The sequence below is a fragment of the Bradyrhizobium sp. Ken01 genome (genome assembly GCF_055807355.1).
In genome coordinates this window covers 1-16,756 of the sequence record NZ_JBVVPC010000079.1, presented here as the reverse complement: position 1 = coordinate 16,756, position 16,756 = coordinate 1, and the positions used below count along the sequence as shown (strand labels likewise).

Sequence of the window (16,756 nt, the reverse complement as noted above, 5' to 3'; positions counted from 1 at the left end):
CTCAATGTCGGCGCATTGGCACGCGCCGTATCATCCTCGCCGAGCACGAGCTCCTTGCGATAGGCCGCTTCGACCCGCTGGTTGAGAAATTCAATTCCGGGCAGGCGGATGCCGATAAGCGCGAGAACGCCGGTGCCCAGGATCGACCAGATCACCGCGGCGAACACCAGCGGATAGGCAATCGAGCCGAACAGAGGCAGCTCCGTGACGTTGCTGGACAGCCTCACCAGAACCGGCAGGAAGGCCAACAGTGTCAGCACCGCGCTGATGAGATTGACGCCTAGACCTTCCATGGTGCTGGCGAAGCGCATGGTGTCTTCCTGGATGCGCTGGGAGGCGCCTTCGATCGTGCGCAGCCGTGGCCAGTTGGCGACATAAAAATCGTTCATCGCTGTGCGCCAGCGGAAGATGTAGTGGCTGACGAAGAATCGCGTCATCACGCCGACCACGACGGCCACGAGCGCGATACCGGCAAAGGTCGACAATTCGTTGTAGAACTGCTCAACCGTGACCGGCGCCGATTTCGAAAGCGCAGCCTGGACCAGGTCGTAGAACGGTCCATACCAGCTGTTGATCGCGACCGAGACCTGGACCTGAAAGTAAGAGGTGAACAGGATCAGCGCCGAACCAAGAATGGACCACGTCGCCCAGGGATGGGGGGCAAATAACATCCATGCCGCCGCGAACACCGTAACGGCCAGCGCAAAATAGAGATCAAACCACAGCGCCGAGGCCGACCAGAACGTCGCAAGCCCGACCGGCTTCTCCGGGGCTTGAAAGAGATTGCCGGCAAATACATACCAAAACGCCATCGCCAACGCCGTCCAAAGAATTGACGACGCAAAGAACAACTTTGGTCGAGGGAAGAATGAAACGAACATGCTCGCTGTCCTTTATCGACTCAGAACTTCAGCTCAGAAGATGAACACACCGCGGCCGCTGGCCACCACCGGTCGGCAAGCGTTATCGGCGATCTCGGCATTGGCGGTGTGGTAGGAAGCCTCGGGTGGAGAACGGCTCGCTCAACCAATAAGGGGCCGCATCCTTCATCCGCCGAGGGCGGAGGTTGTGTTTCGCATGCTCGGTCGACCGCGGGACACAGCGGCATCTGCGACGAACGGGTCAGCACCTGCAGGACATTGATTCAATCGAATAGTCATCTGATCTCTCGGAGCCGGTGGGTGCAACACGAGCATGGTCGTAACGGGGTCTTTAGTGGCGGCACGGGACAAGAGCAAGAGTTTTGCAAACCGCTTCACTCTTCTCACTTGCGGTGTGGCTTGCGACGATCTGACTTGCGTGCGCTTACTCCGCTGAAATCAGCGGCCGCTATCTATGCTCGCACGCGAAGGTGGATTGCGACGCTGTTGGAGATGATCTGCACCGCAACCTGACGCAGCGTTCGGTTCACGCATTTCTTTCAGCGCAAATGTTGCGATGCAGTTACAGCAATTCGCGCGGACGTTGTTGAGACGCATGAGGCTCGGAGCACTGAAGAGATGAGAGTAGAAATGAAGAACTTGTTGCTTGCGACTGTGAGCATTGTGGGGCTTGGCGCGTTGGTGCCCGCATTCGGCTCGGATCTGGCTGCGCAGCCCGCCAAGCCTCTCTACACCAATGCTCCGCGGCCTGTCGCGGCTGCAATCTACGACTGGAGCGGCTACAACGTCGGTATGAACGGCCGCTTTGGTTCAAGCTCGAATTGCTGGGATTCCGATGGTGGCAAGCCTGAGGGCTGCCATGATGCCACCAGCGGAAGCGTGGGCGGGCAGATCGGCTATCGATGGCAGACGGGCCCGATCGTGCTTGGTGTTGAAGGCCAGGGGAACTGGGCTCATTGACTGGTTGGAATCCCAGCGTTGCTTTTTTGGATATCAACCAGACCAAGATTGATGCGTTCGGCCTGGTAACGGGGCAGATCGGTTATGCCTTCGACAACGTACTGCTTTACGCCAAAGGCGGCGCCGCGGTGACGAGCAATACGTTTCGGGTCATCTGGACGACGGGCGAGTTAGGTGGAGAAAGCAAGCACGTTCTTTGGGGCGGCGCGTTGGCAGCCGGTTTCGAGTACGGCTTCGCACCCAATTGGTCGATTGGATTCGAGTACGCACACCTGTTCATGCGGCCAACCATGGTGGGCTTCACCGAGCCCGCTGGTGGGGTCGACCGCATCCGCCAGGATCTCGATCTTATGACGGCAGGGCTCAACTATAAGTTTGGCGGCCCGATTCTTCTCAAATACTGATCTATCGTTAAAAGGTGGATCGAAGGCCTTGGCCTATGGGCCGGGGCCTATTTTGGTGCGCCAGGCAGGCGCGGAGCGCCGCGACTGGCGCGGTTGACCGGCTTTCAATTACCCATAACTTTCTCCGCTTGAGCTGATCCGCTGATCAGCAAAACCTTGAAGAATCAATTGTGATTCCTTGCTGAGCACCTGATGCGCGAGGGGGGGCTCTATGGGGCTCACATTGAGGGATCGATCGGCAAAAGGCCGTTTGCGATTTTTAGGCGGTGAATGTTGGATTGATCGCGAGACTAGTGGATGCCAGTTTAGGGACGCGCGGCTCGGCGACAGATTCCGCTGCTCACGCAGATTGGAAGCGCCATCGGAGAAAGTATTCCGCTCGTCTGCCAATTGGGCGAATACCAAGGCAGCTTATCACTTCTTCTCTAATGACCGGGTCAGCGAAGCGGACATTCTGGCGGGCCACTTTCAATCGGCGCGTGAGCGCACGATTGCCGCCGGCGGTCCGGTTCTAGTGCTCCATGATACGACCGAGTTCAGCTATCAAAGATAGAACTCCGACCGATCGGAATCACGAAGAGCATAAACAGCGGCCGGGGACAAGGCGGGCTGCCTGAGGTCGCACGCGGTTTGCGGCATCCTGATGCACTCGAGCCTGGCGGTGACGACTGAAGGGCTCCGCTTGGGCTGGCCGCCGTCAAATTCCGGACCCAGAAGAAATTCAAGGGCCGCCGCGCTCAAGAAGACTAGGATCCAGGTTCAATTGAGCCAATATCCGACGAGAGCGGCAAGATGCGCAGCGGCCAAGAAATTCCGGCCGAGCTTGTCGCACCGCGGGGCGATGCGCCGCAAGTCCTTGAGCCTGCAAAAGCAGTGTTCGAGACGTTTCGGCCTTTGTAGGCGCATTTGTTGAAGCGCTGGATGGCAACACGGTCAGATTTTTTAGGGATTACGGGTTTCGCGCCGCGATGAATGATTTCGCCGCGAAGCTTGTCGCCGTCATACACTTTGTCGGCGAAAAGCGCACTGATAGGTGGCGCGAGCGCCAGGACTTCGGGAGCCGCTGCGATATCGGCACCCTGGCCTGCCGTCAGATGCAGGACGACCGGCTGGCAAAGGGATCGCTCAGCGTATGGAGTTTCGTCGTGCGGCCTGCGCGCGAGCGGCCGATTGCTTGATTGTGCTCCCCCCCCCCTTTTCCGCCGGAGGCACACCGGTGAGCTTTAATCGAGGTCGAATCGAGCGACAGCACAACCCCATCTTTGCCAGGCTTGGCCAGCGCTTCGAAGATTGCGCAACATCGTCCTCGCTTGGCCCAGCGATGAAGCGATTGTAGATCGTCGTGTAAGGGCCATTGCTGTGGAAGGAAAATTGAAAACAGCAAGTGTGAATATGGTTGGCTGCGGTCAACCGATCGGCGGAGCGGTGAGGAGGCGGTTTGATCGGCCGCCGGTTGATCGGGCCGTTGCTTTTGCTGCAACATGGTTAGGGTTGGTGGGGCATAGTATGTTGCAAGCTCCAGTCCGCACTGAAGGAAATTCAGCATCCATCGAACGTTCGAATACGCCAAGCACGACACTGCACGGCCCTGTGAAATATCCGCAACGTGCCGCTAAGTCCCGATCTATCTCAGTATAGGCAAGAGCCTCAAAATGTTCGACGACTGACCTTGACCGGCCATGCGAACAGCGCCGGCCACGCAGCTGTGTCGGTTCTTGCACAATCGATGTCATCGCTTGCGCGCCGCAGCCGACCTGCAGCACCAGACCATGATCCAGGCGGCGACAAATGCAAAAAATCACAAGCCAGAAGACGTCTCCGCGTGCATTAGTCGCGGGTGCCATGCAGATCGCACGTCTACTACAACATCCGGTAGATGCCAGCGCTGACGAAAGGGTGGCGTTTTTGTGCGGTAACCCACGCGCGCTCGTGGTGCGCCATGACGCAGTGAGCCGGTCGGTTCAATTTAACGACAAGCTCATTGCGTTCGCGAAGCATTGGGGCTTCCGTCCGCGCGCCCGCGCTGCGTATCGGGCGCGCACGTAAAGCAAGATGGAGAATGGCCTCGGCTACGTGAAGAAGAACGCGATCGCGGGTCATTCATTTGCGGGTTGGTCGGACCTCGACCTGCTTTGCAGGGTGGCGGCAACCAAGCAGGCCAGCACCCTGCGCTCTGACATCGCCGTCATCGCTCGCGAAGCGCTGATGCGGCTCGACCAAGAGATCATCTGTGGCGCGGGCAGCGTGCAATGGCGTGAGCCAACAACCGCGGAAACGGACGAACTCCTGGAGAAGCGTCAAGGCGGTGTCGACAGCATGACGTGAGTCCGCGGGACCACTGACCCGGACCCCGACTGACCACAGCTTCACCTTTCCGCCACTGGAAGAGCATAAGCTAATCGCAGCGCTTCGGCACGACTACATCAGGGCACCCTGCGTCGTCCGGTGCGCTCTCATCTGGAATGGCTCCGACCGCCCCAGCGCGCCCTGAGGCGCGGCGTGACTCAAGCTGCTTCCACATGACAATTTGAATTTTGGAAGTTCTTGCTTGGTGGTTGCGCGACCATTGGAATGTTTGTGCACTCGGTCGCGACCTTGGAGACATATGTTTCTTTCTTCCTTTCACGGTTGACAGTTTTCTCTTGTCCTCCATACGAAAGCATGGTCCCCAGGATGCGCGTAATACTCAGCCGCGTCGCTCGCAACATCGGATTACCGTTCGCCTAGTTGATGGAACGTATCAAAAATGAGCCACGCTTCGGAAGTGTCAGTTGAGCGGGTCACAATTCCAATCTTGCAGCGGTGGAAGCAGGAGCGGCGGCGTGTCACCATGACCACCGCCTATGATGCGGTTACGGCAGGCATCGCCGACCCAATCGTCGACATCATTCTTGTGGGCGACAGTGTTGGCAATGTCTGTCTCGGATTCGACAACACGTTGCCGGTCAGCATGGCAATGATGAACCATCATCTGGAGGCTGTTGCACGCACAAGGCCCCGTGCCCTGCTCGTGGCCGATCTGCCGTTTCTTAGCTTTCACCTTGGTCCGGAGGAGACGATACGCAACGCTGGAGGGTTCCTGCAGCGAGGCGCAGATGCCGTGAAACTCGAGGGCGGGGCCAAACGCGTGGAAATGGTGCGTGCCTTGGTCGATTGCGAAATTCCTGTCATGGGCCATCTCGGCCTCACCCCGCAAAGCGTCAATGTCATGGGCGGATTCAAGGTGCAGGGCCGGAACGCCGATGACGCTTTACGGCTGCTCGATGACGCTCACCGTCTGCAGGAGGCCGGATGCTTCGCGTTGGTGCTTGAAGGCATTCCGGCCGAGCTAGCCCAGCGAGCGACCGCATCGCTATCGATACCAACCATCGGAATCGGCGCGGGTCCCGACTGCTCGGGCCAAGTGCTCGTATTCCATGACGTGCTGGGGCTAACCATAGGTCATCGGCCCAAATTCGTTCGCGCCTATGCAGATGGTTTTCAGATGTTACAAGAGGCGCTCTCGCGCTGGGCTGCCGATGTCCGCACCGGTGCGTTCCCGGCGCCGCAGGAGTGCTATCGGCTTCCTGAAAGCCTGAGTCACATTATCGCAACCTGGGCTCCTCCCAACCCAACCTGATGTAAGGTGCAACGATGCAGACGATTACCACGGTCGCTGAGCTTCGTCGTGAGCTCGGGGCGGCTTGCAGCGCGGGCAAACGCGTCGGGTTAGTGCCTACAATGGGGTATTTGCACGATGGCCATCTGGCCCTGGTCGAGGCGAGCCGAGCGCAATGCGATGTCACCGTAGTTAGCATTTTCGTCAATCCGACTCAGTTCGGACCAAACGAGGATCTCAGCAGCTATCCTCGCGATTTCGTGCGCGATGAAAAATTGTGCCGCGATGCCGGTGTTGCGATTGTGTTCGCGCCGGGTGCACAGGAGGTCTATCCGGCTCAATTCGAGACCTTCGTCGAGCCGGGCGAACTGGCGAAACCACTCTGCGGGGCTTTCAGGCCTGGGCATTTTCGGGGCGTGGCGACCGTCGTGTGCAAGCTGTTCAACATGGTGCATCCGGCCGTCGTGTTTTTCGGGCAAAAGGATTTTCAGCAATGCGCGGTCGTGCGTCGCATGGCGACAGATCTCAATCTTCCCATCAAGATCGTCACAGTGCCAACCGTTCGGGAACCGGACGGGCTCGCGATGAGCAGCCGCAATCGGTATCTCAGCAAGGAAGAACGTGGGCGAGCCGTTGCCATCAGTCGTGGACTGTTCGCCGCGGCGGAAGAATTCCGCGCAGGAGTGCGCGAGGTGGAGAAGCTGATTGCGATCGCCGAGCGGCAACTTGAGACAGTTGATCGGCTGCAATATCTTGAACTTGTCGACGGTGACACGCTCAAGCGCACCGAGAGTCCCCTGCGGTTTCCGGCGGCGCTCTGTGTCGCAGCCTACGTTGGTTCGACCCGACTGATTGACAACGTCCTACTGGGACCACCAACTCCGTAGCGCAATTCAGAACCAAATCGATAAACTATCTTCTCGTTATAATCCACGGATCGGCCGACCGATTCACCTTTTCAGGCCGTGGGCCCAACCCAGCGATTTGAGACGGTGCAGGTCCCCGCAACCACTGATGCTTGCGATAGCAAGCCATCCAGAGCCCCGGCCTCCGAAAAGAAGTCGGGGTTTTTCTTGCCCGCCGCAAAGCGCAGGATCGCGGCCAGATCTCCGCGCAATATGATCGCCAGCTCTTCGCCATTGGGGACGAGCGTCACCTGATCGACCAACGTGCGGCAAACCTCCGCTGCTTCGGCTCTCTCGCCTTCACTTTGCAGGCTCTCGTACAGGGCGGCCACGCGTTGATGGTAGATCTCCGCCATATTCGGATGGAGGAGGGGCGGCGGCTCCTCCGCGTTCGCAAGGAGGTCGACCAACTCGGCCTTGCGCTCTTCCAGAGCACCAATCTTGTCCTTCAACTTTGCCCCCGGTACACCCTCAAGGATAGCTTGTACCCCCTTATCCAACTCGCGCTCAGTCCGCTCGAGCTCGCGCCTTTGCGCCTCGATATCGGCTCCGCGCTCGATCCTCAGCCGATTAACCTCCCGGGTAAACTCTTGGCAGAATTCCTTAAACAATTCGGGTTCCATGAGATGCGTGCGGAGGCCGCTCAATACGGACGCCTCCAGCGCGTCGCGCCGGATGTTCAAGCGGTTATTGCACGTTCCCTTGTTGCGCGCCGTTGCGCAGCCGAGCAGGTGCTTCGAAATCATCGTGTACCCGCCGGCGCAGCATCCGCACTTCACGAGGCCGGCGAAGAGGTATTGGGCCGGCGGCGATCATTGAGCCTGTTCTCGCCGGGTGCTGACTGCTCGTAGGCGAGCGTCTGCTGACGCGCCTTGACCGCATCCCATCTTTCCCGATCGACAATGCGCAGCTCGGGGACTTCTTGGATCACCCATTCGGATTCGGGGTTCAGCCGAGAAACGCGCTTTGCGGTATCCGGGTCTTTGAGATAGCGAAGCCGATTCCACACGAGGCGGCCGACATAGAGCTCGTTGTTGAGGATGCCAACGCCGCGCTTTGGGTTGCCGTGAATGGTCGATGGTCCCCATTCAGCGCCCTGTGGTCCGGGCACACCGTCGCGGTTCAGCTCGAAAGCGATTGTTCGCGAGGACTTGCCGGCAGGTAATCTGCGAAGATACGTCGAACGACAGCCGCTTCGGCTCCGTTGATTGTGCGGTCACCTCGGAGCAGCTCTCCATTTGCGGCGAACTGTTTGACGACATCATAACCGAAGCAGAGTCCGCCGCCGGACTTTCCGCCCTCGACGCGACCGCGCAAGCCTCGTCGCGTCTTGTCGGCCAAGTCCTTCAAGAACAGGGCGTTCATCGTGCCCTTCAGTCCGACGTGGAGATGCGTGACGTCTCCTTCCGAGAGGGTGACAATCCGTACCCCGGCGAAGGCCATGCGCTTAAAGAGCCCAGCAATATCTTCCTGATCGCGGCTGAGGCGGTTCATCGCCTCGGCAAGCACAACCGCAAACTTTCCGCGCATAGCGTCACTGATCAGTTCCTGGATACCAGGGCGAAGCAGCGATGCGCCGGAGATCGCTCGATCCGTGTAGCTGTCGGCCACTGTCCAACCTTGCTTCTCAGCGTGGAGGCGGCAGAGCCGCAACTGATCTTCAATCGATTCGTCGCGCTGATTGTCGGACGAGTAGCGGGCGTAAAGTGCGATCTTCATGACGCCTCCTTAGTCCGGGAGACGGTCATGCTTCCGGCTGTTGGTTTCGGCTCGAACGAAATCCCGCGCGGCTTGCCGGGCGAGCAATCGCACCAGATTGAGAAGGCGAGGATCAGGGTTGGACGCGACGGATGCAACCGTGGTTCCGGGCGCCGCATCGACGACCACGCGAAGCTTTTCGGCTGTCGTTCCTCTCGCTCGCGCCACCGCCGCGTCCTCGCCATTGCCCGGAGATCGCGAGTTACACTTCCAAGACAAGGACAAACTTCTCGTAATATCAGTGTGTTGCATCGTAGTCGCGCGCTGATCCGAGATGAGAAGCGTAGCAAATCGGGCTGGCGCAAAGCCGAGCGTACAGCAAACATTTCCGTGATGGCGTGTCCAAACCGCCCATTTCCTTGATCGCGACGTGACGCACATCTCCGCCCTCTTTTTATCTGTGCCGCGCTCGGGATTACAAGAGCCGCGGCCTTGCAGCGAGCCGAAGATTCGGCTATATATCCAGATATGGAGGTGATCAGTGAGCAAGAGCGCACAGAAAAGGGCGATCGAAAATTACCGATCCCGGCTGACGAAGCGTGGCATTGTGCGGTTCGAACTCCAAGCCCTCGAGACCGATCGCGACCTCATCAGAGTGCTTGCGCGTAAGCTGAGCGAGGAAGGGCCAGAAGCTGGTAATCTCCGACGCACGGTTCAACAGGCCGTTTCTGGCGAGCCCCCCAAGCCCGGAGGCATCTTGAACGCATTGCGTCGCTCACCACTTGTCGGCGCCGATCTCGACCTGACGCGCCCGCGCCAAGAAGGGCGCCAGGTCGATCTGTGACTCGCTATCTTCTCGACACCAACATCATCAGTAACGCCGTCAAGCCGCAGCCGTCAGAGCCGCTAATGGCTTGGATGGCAGCACAGCGAGATGAGGATCTGTTCATCGCATCACTTACGATCGCGGAAGTCCGGCGCGGCATCCTGGAGAAGCCGAGCGGTAAAAAGCGCGCAGCGCTTGATGCCTGGTTCTCTGGTCCGGAGGGGCCTCGAGCTTTGTTCGCGGATCGCATCCTGCCGTTCGACGAGAATGCGGCCCTCATCTGGGCGGAATTGATGGCGGAAGGAAGAGCCGTCGGCCGGCCACGCAGCGGGCTCGATATGATCGTCGCTGCCGTCGCCAGCGCGAACGATTGCAGCGTGGTGACAGACAACGAGAAAGACTTTGCCGGCGTCCAGATCATCAATCCGATGCGTGGACCGGCGTGATGCAACGAAAGACTACGGCTTCCGCTTACGGCGCTTTCTCGATCGCCGCGATAATGCGATGTGCCGGACCGCCCAACACGAATGATGCGGGGGAAGCGTATCTCCGCAATCGCGGCATTACGTCTTTGGACGAAACCGGAAGTCTGCGTTTTCACCCGCGGTGCTACTACAGGCCCGACGACCACAGTCCGACCGAGACCTGGCCGGCGATGATCGCCGCCGTCACCGATCTCTCCGGCCACCTGACCGGCGCGCACCGCACCTGGCTTGACCCCGACGGCTTCAGAGAGAAAACGCTCGGCAAGGCGCGGATCGACACCCCGAAACGGGCGATGGGCGACCTGCTTGGTCACGCCGTTCGATTTGGCGTAGCTGATGAAGTCATAGCAGCCGGCGAGGGCATCGAGACGATGCTGTCGCTCCGCAGCATCCTGCCGACGATGCCGATGGTCGCAGCCCTCTCGGCGGCGCATCTCTCCGCCATCCTTCTCCCGGACACGCTCCACCGGCTCTACATCGCCCGCGACGACGATCCTGCTGGTGACGGCGCCATGGCGACCTTGATCGACCGGGCGCAGGGGGCCGGGATCGAGGCGATCGTGATCTCGCCACGGCTTGGCGACTTCAACGAGGATCTTCGCCTGCTCGGATTTGACGCCCTTCGGGCCACGAGCCGCGTGCAGATCGCGGCGCAGGACGTCGCACGCTTTATGGAGCTGGCGGCATAGCCGGAACGAGGGACGAGGGGCGATGCGCCGCTTCGTTATACCACGAGGCCGTTGGTCCTGCTTCCCCTCGGCGGCGGAGAGGACCGCACCCACGGACTTCTGAGAGGGCGATCGGGCGGCAAGCGGTCCGGACCGGCAACCTCGTGGGCCGACTATTTTCCGTCGGCGGCAGAGCCGCCTTTACACCGCGAGGCAAAATAGTCGGCTCCCTTCGGCCCTCCGCCAAGGCTGCGGCCCTCCGCTGCGCTGCGGGTGCAAGTCCGTTCCGCCTGCCGCTTTCGTCGCCATGAAGGCCGCGATGGGCGGTCGATCCGACGAGGGAAAGCCGCGATGACTACCGACCACGACAACGATTTCGAGCCGCACCAAAGCTCATCCCCGACCGATCAGGTCCTCCAGGAACTCCAGCTCTATGGCTACTGTCCCTTCCACGATGAGCCCGATCCCCGGAAGCTCCCTGAAGGGCGAGTCTTCGCCGGCAGCATCGCCGATATCTTCGATGCCCTGGTGGTGACGCTGTCCGATACCCGTCTTGAGCCGGACCTCGAAGACCTGCTCTGGTCGACGGCGAACGTCTTCCATCGTGCCGTCGACAGGATCGAGCGCGAGCTCGACGACAACGAGCTGGCGCAGCAGCGCTCGCAGCGGGAGCAGGACGGCAGCGAGATCAAATCCGTCGAGCTGGAGCGATTGACGGCGGAAGGGCAGACGCTGATCGAGCGACGCAACGCCTTCGAACTGATGCGCGACCAGGCCGCCGACGAGTTCGAACGCCACACCCATTCCGCCTGGCGGCCGCGCAACGGGTCGAAGGTCAACCACCGCAATCTGACCTCGGCGATGATCGACAGCCGCGATTTCCTCGCCGCGAAGAAGCGCGCCGACAACCAGGTGCTTCTGCCTGCAGGACCGAAGGTGGCGCTGACCGGTGGACTTGACTTCAATGATCACCGGTTGATCTGGGCTAAACTAGACCAGGTGCATGCCAAGCATGCGGACATGGTGCTGCTGCACGGCGGATCGCCCAAGGGCGCCGAGCTGATCGCCGCCAAGTGGGCCGACAATCGCAAGGTTTCGCAGATCGCCTTCAGGCCCGACTGGACGAAGCATGCCAAGGGCGCTCCGTTCAAACGCAACGATGCGATGCTGGAGACCCTACCCATCGGCGTGTTGCACTTCCCCGGCACCGGTATTCAAGACAATCTCGCCGATAAGGCCAAGAAGCTCGGAATCCCGGTCTGGAAATTCGGCGGCGCGTGAGCGATGCCGCATCTTCCCTCCGGCTCGCTCAATGCCGCTGATTGTGCAACGAGCCGCGGCCCGCGCGCATCGGCCGTCGCTTGGCATCAGTCTCGCTCAGATCACAATTTCGATTAAGGCTCCCACTCACGTCCCGTGCGCGGCCTTGATCACTTCTCTGACCACGCGGGCGGTGTTGGCGATTGTCCATCCTTGCAGAGCAGAGGTCTGCCGTACCTCCTCATCGGTCGCTGCGAGGACTTCCTTGCTCAATGAGTCGAGCAGGCGGGCCAAATCGAGAGCAGGGTGCCAGCGTGTCATCACTTGCTCCAGTTCTGTTGATGGCGCAGCAAGGTGCGTCGCATCCGCCGTCGCGTCGTGTCGTAGTCGAGCTTGGACATATCGTAGACCCTGCAAATCTCCCTGACCGCCAGGCCGTCAGCCATGCCCGCGATGATCTTCAGCGCTAGCGGATCGGCTTCGAACAGCCGATAGATGTTGGCCAGCGTCTGTGCGGCGGCAAGGACCCGCTCAGGATCGGGCACCTCATCGGCTTCCTCACAGGACCAGCTTCGCTGGTCCGGATCATCGCGGCTCACAAGTAGCCTTTGCTCGAGCCGCGCACGCCGCCAATGGTCGTTGCAGATGCTGCGCATGACGCCCGACAGGAACGCCAGGATGGGGACGTCGGGCGGCCAGGGGCGCGAGCCGTCGAGGGCGCGTGCAATCGCTTCGTGGAGGATGTCGCTCCAGCCGAGTCCTCCCGGCAAGTCGCGGCTCCACAGCCGCGCCAGAGCTTCTAGTCGCACGAGGTCGACGTCGGACATTGCATCGATGGCGGACGCGACATCAGCCGCGTGGGCACCCCGGTCATCAGCTTTGGGAGCTATCGTCAATGTTTCCATGGTCACACGATATATGCGCTTCACCGAGCCCAGTGCATGGACGACACGTTGGCAGCGGCGCGCCGCTGGTATGCAGAAGACCTGCGATACAAAGTCCCGGTCCAGCGCAACGCCCATGTGATCGAGGCATTTGCGTCTGTTCCTCGCGAGCAATTCGTGGGCCTTGGGCCGTGGCGCATCATCTCGGACCCGTACAGCGACGCATTCCTGACCCCCGATACCGACCCGCGCTGGGTCTATCATGACGTTCTCGTGACGATCGACGCGAGCCGCAATCTCAACAATGGGATGCCCAGCTTCTGGGCGCGCAACTTGGAGCATCTCGACATCGCGCGGGGCGAACGCGTGCTCCAGGTCGGCGCCGGGACCGGGTACTATTCCGCGGTACTGGCCGAGATTGTCGGCTCCACTGGTCGCGTGACGGCGGTTGAAACCGACCCAATGCTGCCCTCGCAGGCCCGGGCGAACCTCGCGACCTGGCCGCACGTCGATGTCATCTCGGGCGATGGCCGGACGGTGGACGTCGGCGAACTCGATGTGGTCATCGCATTCGCCGGATCCACCCACCCATCCCGGCGCTGGCTCGATCGCCTTGCCGAAGGCGGCCGGCTTATGATGCCGCTGACCGATGAATCCTGGAGGGGCTTTCTTCTCCATGTGGTCCGGCGTCGAAACCAGTTCGAGGCCTCTTCGATTGGTACCGTGTCTGTTTATCCTTGCATGGGTGGACGCGACGAGAATGCTGGAAAACGTCTGCATGCCGCGCTCGAAGGCCTGCCGCCTGGCAAGGTTCCGATTCGCGCGCTGCACGTCGGTGATCCCGGCTCCGACGATGCAGAAAAGGTCTGGTTTCAAGGAGCCGGATTTTGGCTGGAACGCGAGCCCGTCGATGCGAATGCCGGCGCTCCGAATTGATCGGAAAGGGTTTTGATAGTGTGAGACACTCTCACGCTGGAGCGCATCAGTTGTTTGCCACCCGATCCAACTCTCTGAAACAGGTCGTCCGTTCAGACAAGCCGCCGGTGTCTATTTGTGATTCGTCCCATCGAAACGGATGTATCCTAATTGCCGTTCTAGGGCGGCCAAAGCTAGGCGGGCGAACTCTAATTTCGCAGTCGCCTCCACCAGGGCGTTTCGCGCTTCGTCAGACCGCGCAACGACTGTCGCGCCGGTCTCGAATAGGCTGTCCTTGAGATTCGGCGCCGCTTCGCCTCGCATGGCATGACGCAAATCGACGAGCGTGCGCGTCAGTGCTCGATGCGCGTCGGAATCCTCTCGTTCCAGATGTTCCACCCGTGTGAGGGCCCCGCGATATTGTCGCAACGCAGCGACGACTTTGCTTTCGAGATCGGTGTTACCGCTCATCCGCCCTTCTCCTCGCGAATGTTTGATAAATTTGTGCAAGCCTGAAACGAGCAAAAATTAGGCGGCTCGTAGGCCGTGAGAGGGACAAGATGAAGTCAATTGGCTTGAAAATTAGGCCACGTACTCATCTGTGGACGCCCCGCGAGATGCAAGCGATTTTTGAAGAAGATCGGCACGTAGTCGGATGCTGCCATCTGTCCGGCCTCTGATGGTGCAGCGATGAAGCTGCGGGCCCGTATGGGAGTTCGCGGACCGAAACCAAATCATAAACGCGTGCTCTGGACACGATGAGTACACCTGGTTCTTCCGGCCCCGTCTCGCCGACTGTTGCGCCATACCCTCCTTCGACCGACTACATCTCTGACGACCTCAGGCCCCCCAAGATCAAGCCTTGGCTGAGACCGGAGCCGAGCTCATTTTGCTGAATTCGGTATCGGGCAAGGCCGGCAAAGAGTGGATGGTCTGGTGGACTTGCTGAACGATGAGGAGCTGACGCTACCGACCCATGCCCGCATCGCAGTGACTGTTCTTGTGAACCAACTGAAGGAATTGGACCGGCAGGCCGAGGCCATCGAGCGTGAGCTGGCTGACATTCAGAGAGTAAATCCGATGGCGAAGTTGCTGTCCTCGATTCCCGGCATCGGTCCCGTAACGGCCACGGCCCTCGCCGCGACCGTGCCGGACCCGACCATGTTCCGCTCCGGGCGAGAGTTCGCGGCTTGGCTGGGCCTGGCGCCTAACTTGACCTCCACCGGCGGGAAAGACCGGCTCGGCCGCATAACGAAGCAAGGCGATTCCTATCTCCGGCACTTGCTTGTCATCGGGGCACGCAACGTCGTTCGGTATGGTCTGTTCATACTGGCAGAGTAACGAACTTGAAAAAGCGCAAGCAAAAAAAGACCCCGGCATTTTTCTGCCGGGGATTTCACTTCAGAGAAAGTTGGATCAGAAGTCCATGCCGCCCATGCCGCCGCCCGGAGGCATTGGGGGCGCGCCGGTGTTCTTCTTCGGCAGCTCGGCGACCATGGCCTCGGTAGTGATCAGCAGCGCCGCCACGGAGGCAGCGTTCTGGATCGCGGTGCGCACGACCTTGGTCGGGTCGATAATGCCCTTGGTGACCAGGTTGCCATACTCGCCCGTCTGCGAGTCGAAGCCATAGGCGTACTGCTCCTTCTCCAGGATCTTGCCAACGATGACGGAACCGTCTTCACCGGCGTTGATCGCGATCTGGCGGGCGGGAGCCGACAGTGCCTTGCGCACGATCTCGACGCCGGTCTTTTGATCGTCGTTCTTGGTGCGCAGCCCCCTGAGCTGCTCGGAAGCACGGAGCAGGGCGACGCCGCCGCCCGGGACGATACCCTCTTCCACAGCCGCGCGGGTCGCATGCATCGCGTCATCAACGCGATCCTTGCGCTCCTTCACCTCGACCTCGGTCGCGCCGCCGACGCGGATCACCGCGACGCCGCCCGCGAGCTTGGCAAGACGCTCCTGGAGCTTCTCACGGTCGTAGTCCGAGGTGGTCTCCTCGATCTGCGCCTTGATCTGCGCCACGCGCGCCTCGATGTCGGCCTTCTTGCCGGCGCCGCTGACGATCGTGGTGTTTTCCTTGTCGATCATCACCTTCTTGGCGCGACCGAGCATGTTGAGCGTGACGTTCTCGAGCTTGATGCCAAGGTCTTCCGAGATGGCCTGGCCGCCGGTCAGGATCGCGATGTCCTGCAGCATCGCCTTGCGGCGATCGCCGAAGCCCGGAGCCTTGACGGCAGCGACCTTCAGGCCGCCACGCAGACGGTTCACGACGAGGGTGGCGAGGGCTTCGCCTTCGACGTCTTCCGCGATAATCACGAGCGGCTTGCCGCTCTGCACTACGGCCTCGAGCAGCGGCAGCAGCTCGTTCAGCGAGGAGAGCTTCTTCTCGTTGATGAGGATGTAGGCGTCGTCCATCTCAACGCGCATCTTGTCGGCGTTGGTGACGAAGTAGGGCGAGATGTAGCCGCGGTCGAACTGCATGCCCTCGACGACGTCGAGCTCGGTCTCGAGCGACTTGGCTTCCTCGACGGTGATGACGCCCTCGTTGCCGACCTTCTTCATGGCGTCGGAGAGGAACTTGCCGATCTCCGCGTCGCCGTTGGCGGAGATGGTGCCGACCTGGGCGATTTCCTCGTTCGAGGTGACCTTCTTGGAGTTCTTGACGAGGTCGGCGACCACGGCTTCCACCGCCAGGTCGATGCCGCGCTTGAGGTCCATCGGGTTCATGCCGGCGGCAACCGACTTGGCGCCTTCACGAACGATCGCAGCCGCCAGAACGGTGGCGGTGGTGGTGCCGTCGCCGGCCGCGTTAGCGGACTTGGAGGCGACTTCGCGCACCATCTGCGCGCCCATGTTCTCGAACTTGTCCTCGAGCTCGATCTCCTTGGCGACGGTGACGCCGTCCTTGGTGATGCGGGGAGCGCCGAACGACTTGTCGAGCACGACGTTGCGGCCCTTGGGGCCCAGCGTCACCTTCACCGCGTTGTTGAGAATTTCGACGCCGCGCAGCATCCTGTCGCGCGCGTCAACGCCGAACTTGACTTCTTTGGCTGACATGTGGGTTTCCTGAAAATTTTACTTGGTCTCACCCTTGGCGACGCCCAGCAGGCGCCCCTCAGGATGAGCGGTGCGAGCGATGGTTTAAGCGGCCTTCTTCTTGGCGGACGCGTCAGTGAGAACGCCCATGATGTCGCTTATTCGAAGGGACAGAAGAATGACTTCCGAGATGCGGAAGCCATCGCCGAGGCGGTCCAACGCCCGACCATGAAGTT

Annotated in this window: 17 protein-coding genes and 5 pseudogenes; 13 read left to right on the top strand and 9 right to left on the bottom strand. The window is 60.5% G+C overall.

The genetic code is table 11. The annotated features are described in order from the left end of the window. On the bottom strand, window positions 1-881 hold an 881-nt coding region (locus AC0L3S_RS37300), incomplete at its 3' end, for an SbmA/BacA-like family transporter (protein ID WP_473284810.1). Between the two features lie 630 nt (window positions 882-1,511). Here AC0L3S_RS37300 and AC0L3S_RS37295 point away from each other — a divergent pair. After that, window positions 1,512-2,245: pseudogene (locus AC0L3S_RS37295) on the top strand (outer membrane protein). A gap of 211 nt (window positions 2,246-2,456) precedes the next feature. Then, window positions 2,457-2,798 carry a transposase DNA-binding-containing protein gene (locus tag AC0L3S_RS37290; RefSeq protein WP_374762392.1) on the top strand — a complete coding sequence of 114 codons (342 nt, stop codon included), beginning with the start codon at window positions 2,457-2,459 and terminating at the stop codon, window positions 2,796-2,798. Between the two features lie 206 nt (window positions 2,799-3,004). Here AC0L3S_RS37290 and AC0L3S_RS37285 read toward each other — a convergent pair. Beyond that, a pseudogene (locus AC0L3S_RS37285) lies at window positions 3,005-3,598 on the bottom strand (IS5 family transposase); the annotation flags it as partial. A gap of 435 nt (window positions 3,599-4,033) precedes the next feature. Here AC0L3S_RS37285 and AC0L3S_RS37280 point away from each other — a divergent pair. The 4 genes from AC0L3S_RS37280 to panC all read left to right on the top strand — a co-directional run bounded on the left by AC0L3S_RS37280 (window position 4,034) and on the right by panC (window position 6,730). Continuing rightward, a complete protein-coding gene (locus AC0L3S_RS37280; RefSeq protein ID WP_374762393.1) occupies window positions 4,034-4,291 on the top strand; it encodes a hypothetical protein in 258 nt (85 codons plus the stop codon). Between the two features lie 6 nt (window positions 4,292-4,297). Next, window positions 4,298-4,570 (top strand): phosphoribosyl-dephospho-CoA transferase MdcG domain-containing protein, encoded by a 273-nt coding sequence (locus AC0L3S_RS37275; RefSeq protein ID WP_374762394.1) that lies wholly within the window; start codon window positions 4,298-4,300, stop codon window positions 4,568-4,570. A gap of 421 nt (window positions 4,571-4,991) precedes the next feature. Further along, window positions 4,992-5,864: a 3-methyl-2-oxobutanoate hydroxymethyltransferase gene (panB, locus tag AC0L3S_RS37270; RefSeq protein WP_259219193.1), complete on the top strand. Its 873-nt coding sequence runs from the start codon at window positions 4,992-4,994 to the stop codon at window positions 5,862-5,864. 14 nt (window positions 5,865-5,878) lie between these two features. Then, complete coding sequence (panC, locus tag AC0L3S_RS37265; protein ID WP_259219194.1) at window positions 5,879-6,730, top strand: pantoate--beta-alanine ligase; 852 nt, start codon at window positions 5,879-5,881, stop codon at window positions 6,728-6,730. A gap of 71 nt (window positions 6,731-6,801) precedes the next feature. On the opposite strand, the gene AC0L3S_RS37260 is transcribed toward panC, so the two are convergent. From AC0L3S_RS37260 to AC0L3S_RS37250, 3 genes are read right to left on the bottom strand one after another with little or no spacing between them, the layout of a single operon-like run. After that, entirely contained in the window at window positions 6,802-7,494 is a 693-nt protein-coding gene (locus tag AC0L3S_RS37260; protein ID WP_259219195.1) for a zinc ribbon domain-containing protein, read from the bottom strand. A gap of 29 nt (window positions 7,495-7,523) precedes the next feature. Continuing rightward, window positions 7,524-7,874 carry a recombinase family protein gene (locus AC0L3S_RS37255; RefSeq protein WP_246648870.1) on the bottom strand — a complete coding sequence of 117 codons (351 nt, stop codon included), beginning with the start codon at window positions 7,872-7,874 and terminating at the stop codon, window positions 7,524-7,526. After that, the gene (locus AC0L3S_RS37250) at window positions 7,871-8,467 is read right to left on the bottom strand and encodes a recombinase family protein (RefSeq protein ID WP_259219197.1); all 597 of its coding nucleotides are present in this window, start codon (window positions 8,465-8,467) and stop codon (window positions 7,871-7,873) included. The genes AC0L3S_RS37255 and AC0L3S_RS37250 overlap by 4 nt, the downstream gene beginning before the upstream one ends. A gap of 520 nt (window positions 8,468-8,987) precedes the next feature. On the opposite strand from AC0L3S_RS37250, the gene AC0L3S_RS37245 reads away from it, so the two are divergent. The 4 genes and pseudogenes from AC0L3S_RS37245 (at window position 8,988) to AC0L3S_RS37230 (ending at window position 11,706) form a co-directional block, all read left to right on the top strand. Next, window positions 8,988-9,290, top strand: coding sequence for a hypothetical protein (locus tag AC0L3S_RS37245; protein ID WP_219682286.1), 303 nt, complete (start codon window positions 8,988-8,990; stop codon window positions 9,288-9,290). Further along, complete coding sequence (locus tag AC0L3S_RS37240) at window positions 9,287-9,718, top strand: type II toxin-antitoxin system VapC family toxin (RefSeq protein ID WP_219682287.1); 432 nt, start codon at window positions 9,287-9,289, stop codon at window positions 9,716-9,718. Before AC0L3S_RS37245 ends, AC0L3S_RS37240 begins: the two co-directional genes overlap by 4 nt. A gap of 5 nt (window positions 9,719-9,723) precedes the next feature. After that, window positions 9,724-10,446 (top strand): annotated as a pseudogene (locus tag AC0L3S_RS37235) (DUF7146 domain-containing protein); the annotation flags it as partial. Window positions 10,447-10,776: 330 nt separating this feature from the next. After that, on the top strand, window positions 10,777-11,706 hold the full coding sequence (locus tag AC0L3S_RS37230; RefSeq protein ID WP_259219198.1) for a DUF2493 domain-containing protein: 930 nt from the start codon (window positions 10,777-10,779) through the stop codon (window positions 11,704-11,706). Between the two features lie 126 nt (window positions 11,707-11,832). Here the strand turns inward: AC0L3S_RS37230 and AC0L3S_RS37225 are convergent, their stop codons facing one another. Further along, window positions 11,833-12,006, bottom strand: a complete 174-nt coding sequence (locus tag AC0L3S_RS37225) for a hypothetical protein (protein WP_259219199.1) — start codon at window positions 12,004-12,006, stop codon at window positions 11,833-11,835. Beyond that, window positions 12,006-12,512, bottom strand: a complete 507-nt coding sequence (locus tag AC0L3S_RS37220; RefSeq protein ID WP_259219200.1) for an RNA polymerase sigma factor — start codon at window positions 12,510-12,512, stop codon at window positions 12,006-12,008. The genes AC0L3S_RS37225 and AC0L3S_RS37220 overlap by 1 nt, the downstream gene beginning before the upstream one ends. 114 nt (window positions 12,513-12,626) lie before the next feature. Here AC0L3S_RS37220 and AC0L3S_RS37215 point away from each other — a divergent pair, with 114 nt between their 5' ends. Continuing rightward, window positions 12,627-13,505 carry a protein-L-isoaspartate O-methyltransferase family protein gene (locus tag AC0L3S_RS37215; RefSeq protein WP_259219201.1) on the top strand — a complete coding sequence of 293 codons (879 nt, stop codon included), beginning with the start codon at window positions 12,627-12,629 and terminating at the stop codon, window positions 13,503-13,505. A 111-nt stretch (window positions 13,506-13,616) separates the two neighbouring features. Here the strand turns inward: AC0L3S_RS37215 and AC0L3S_RS37210 are convergent, their stop codons facing one another. Then, window positions 13,617-13,955 carry a hypothetical protein gene (locus AC0L3S_RS37210; protein ID WP_259219203.1) on the bottom strand — a complete coding sequence of 113 codons (339 nt, stop codon included), beginning with the start codon at window positions 13,953-13,955 and terminating at the stop codon, window positions 13,617-13,619. Window positions 13,956-14,363: 408 nt separating this feature from the next. Between AC0L3S_RS37210 and AC0L3S_RS37205 the strand changes: the two are divergent. Next, window positions 14,364-14,801, top strand: a pseudogene (locus AC0L3S_RS37205) (transposase); the annotation flags it as partial. A gap of 99 nt (window positions 14,802-14,900) precedes the next feature. On the opposite strand, the gene groL reads toward AC0L3S_RS37205, so the two are convergent. Further along, the gene (gene groL / locus AC0L3S_RS37200) at window positions 14,901-16,541 is read right to left on the bottom strand and encodes a chaperonin GroEL (protein WP_259219205.1); all 1,641 of its coding nucleotides are present in this window, start codon (window positions 16,539-16,541) and stop codon (window positions 14,901-14,903) included. Here groL and AC0L3S_RS37195 point away from each other — a divergent pair. Then, a pseudogene (locus tag AC0L3S_RS37195) lies at window positions 16,542-16,756 on the top strand (hypothetical protein); the annotation flags it as partial.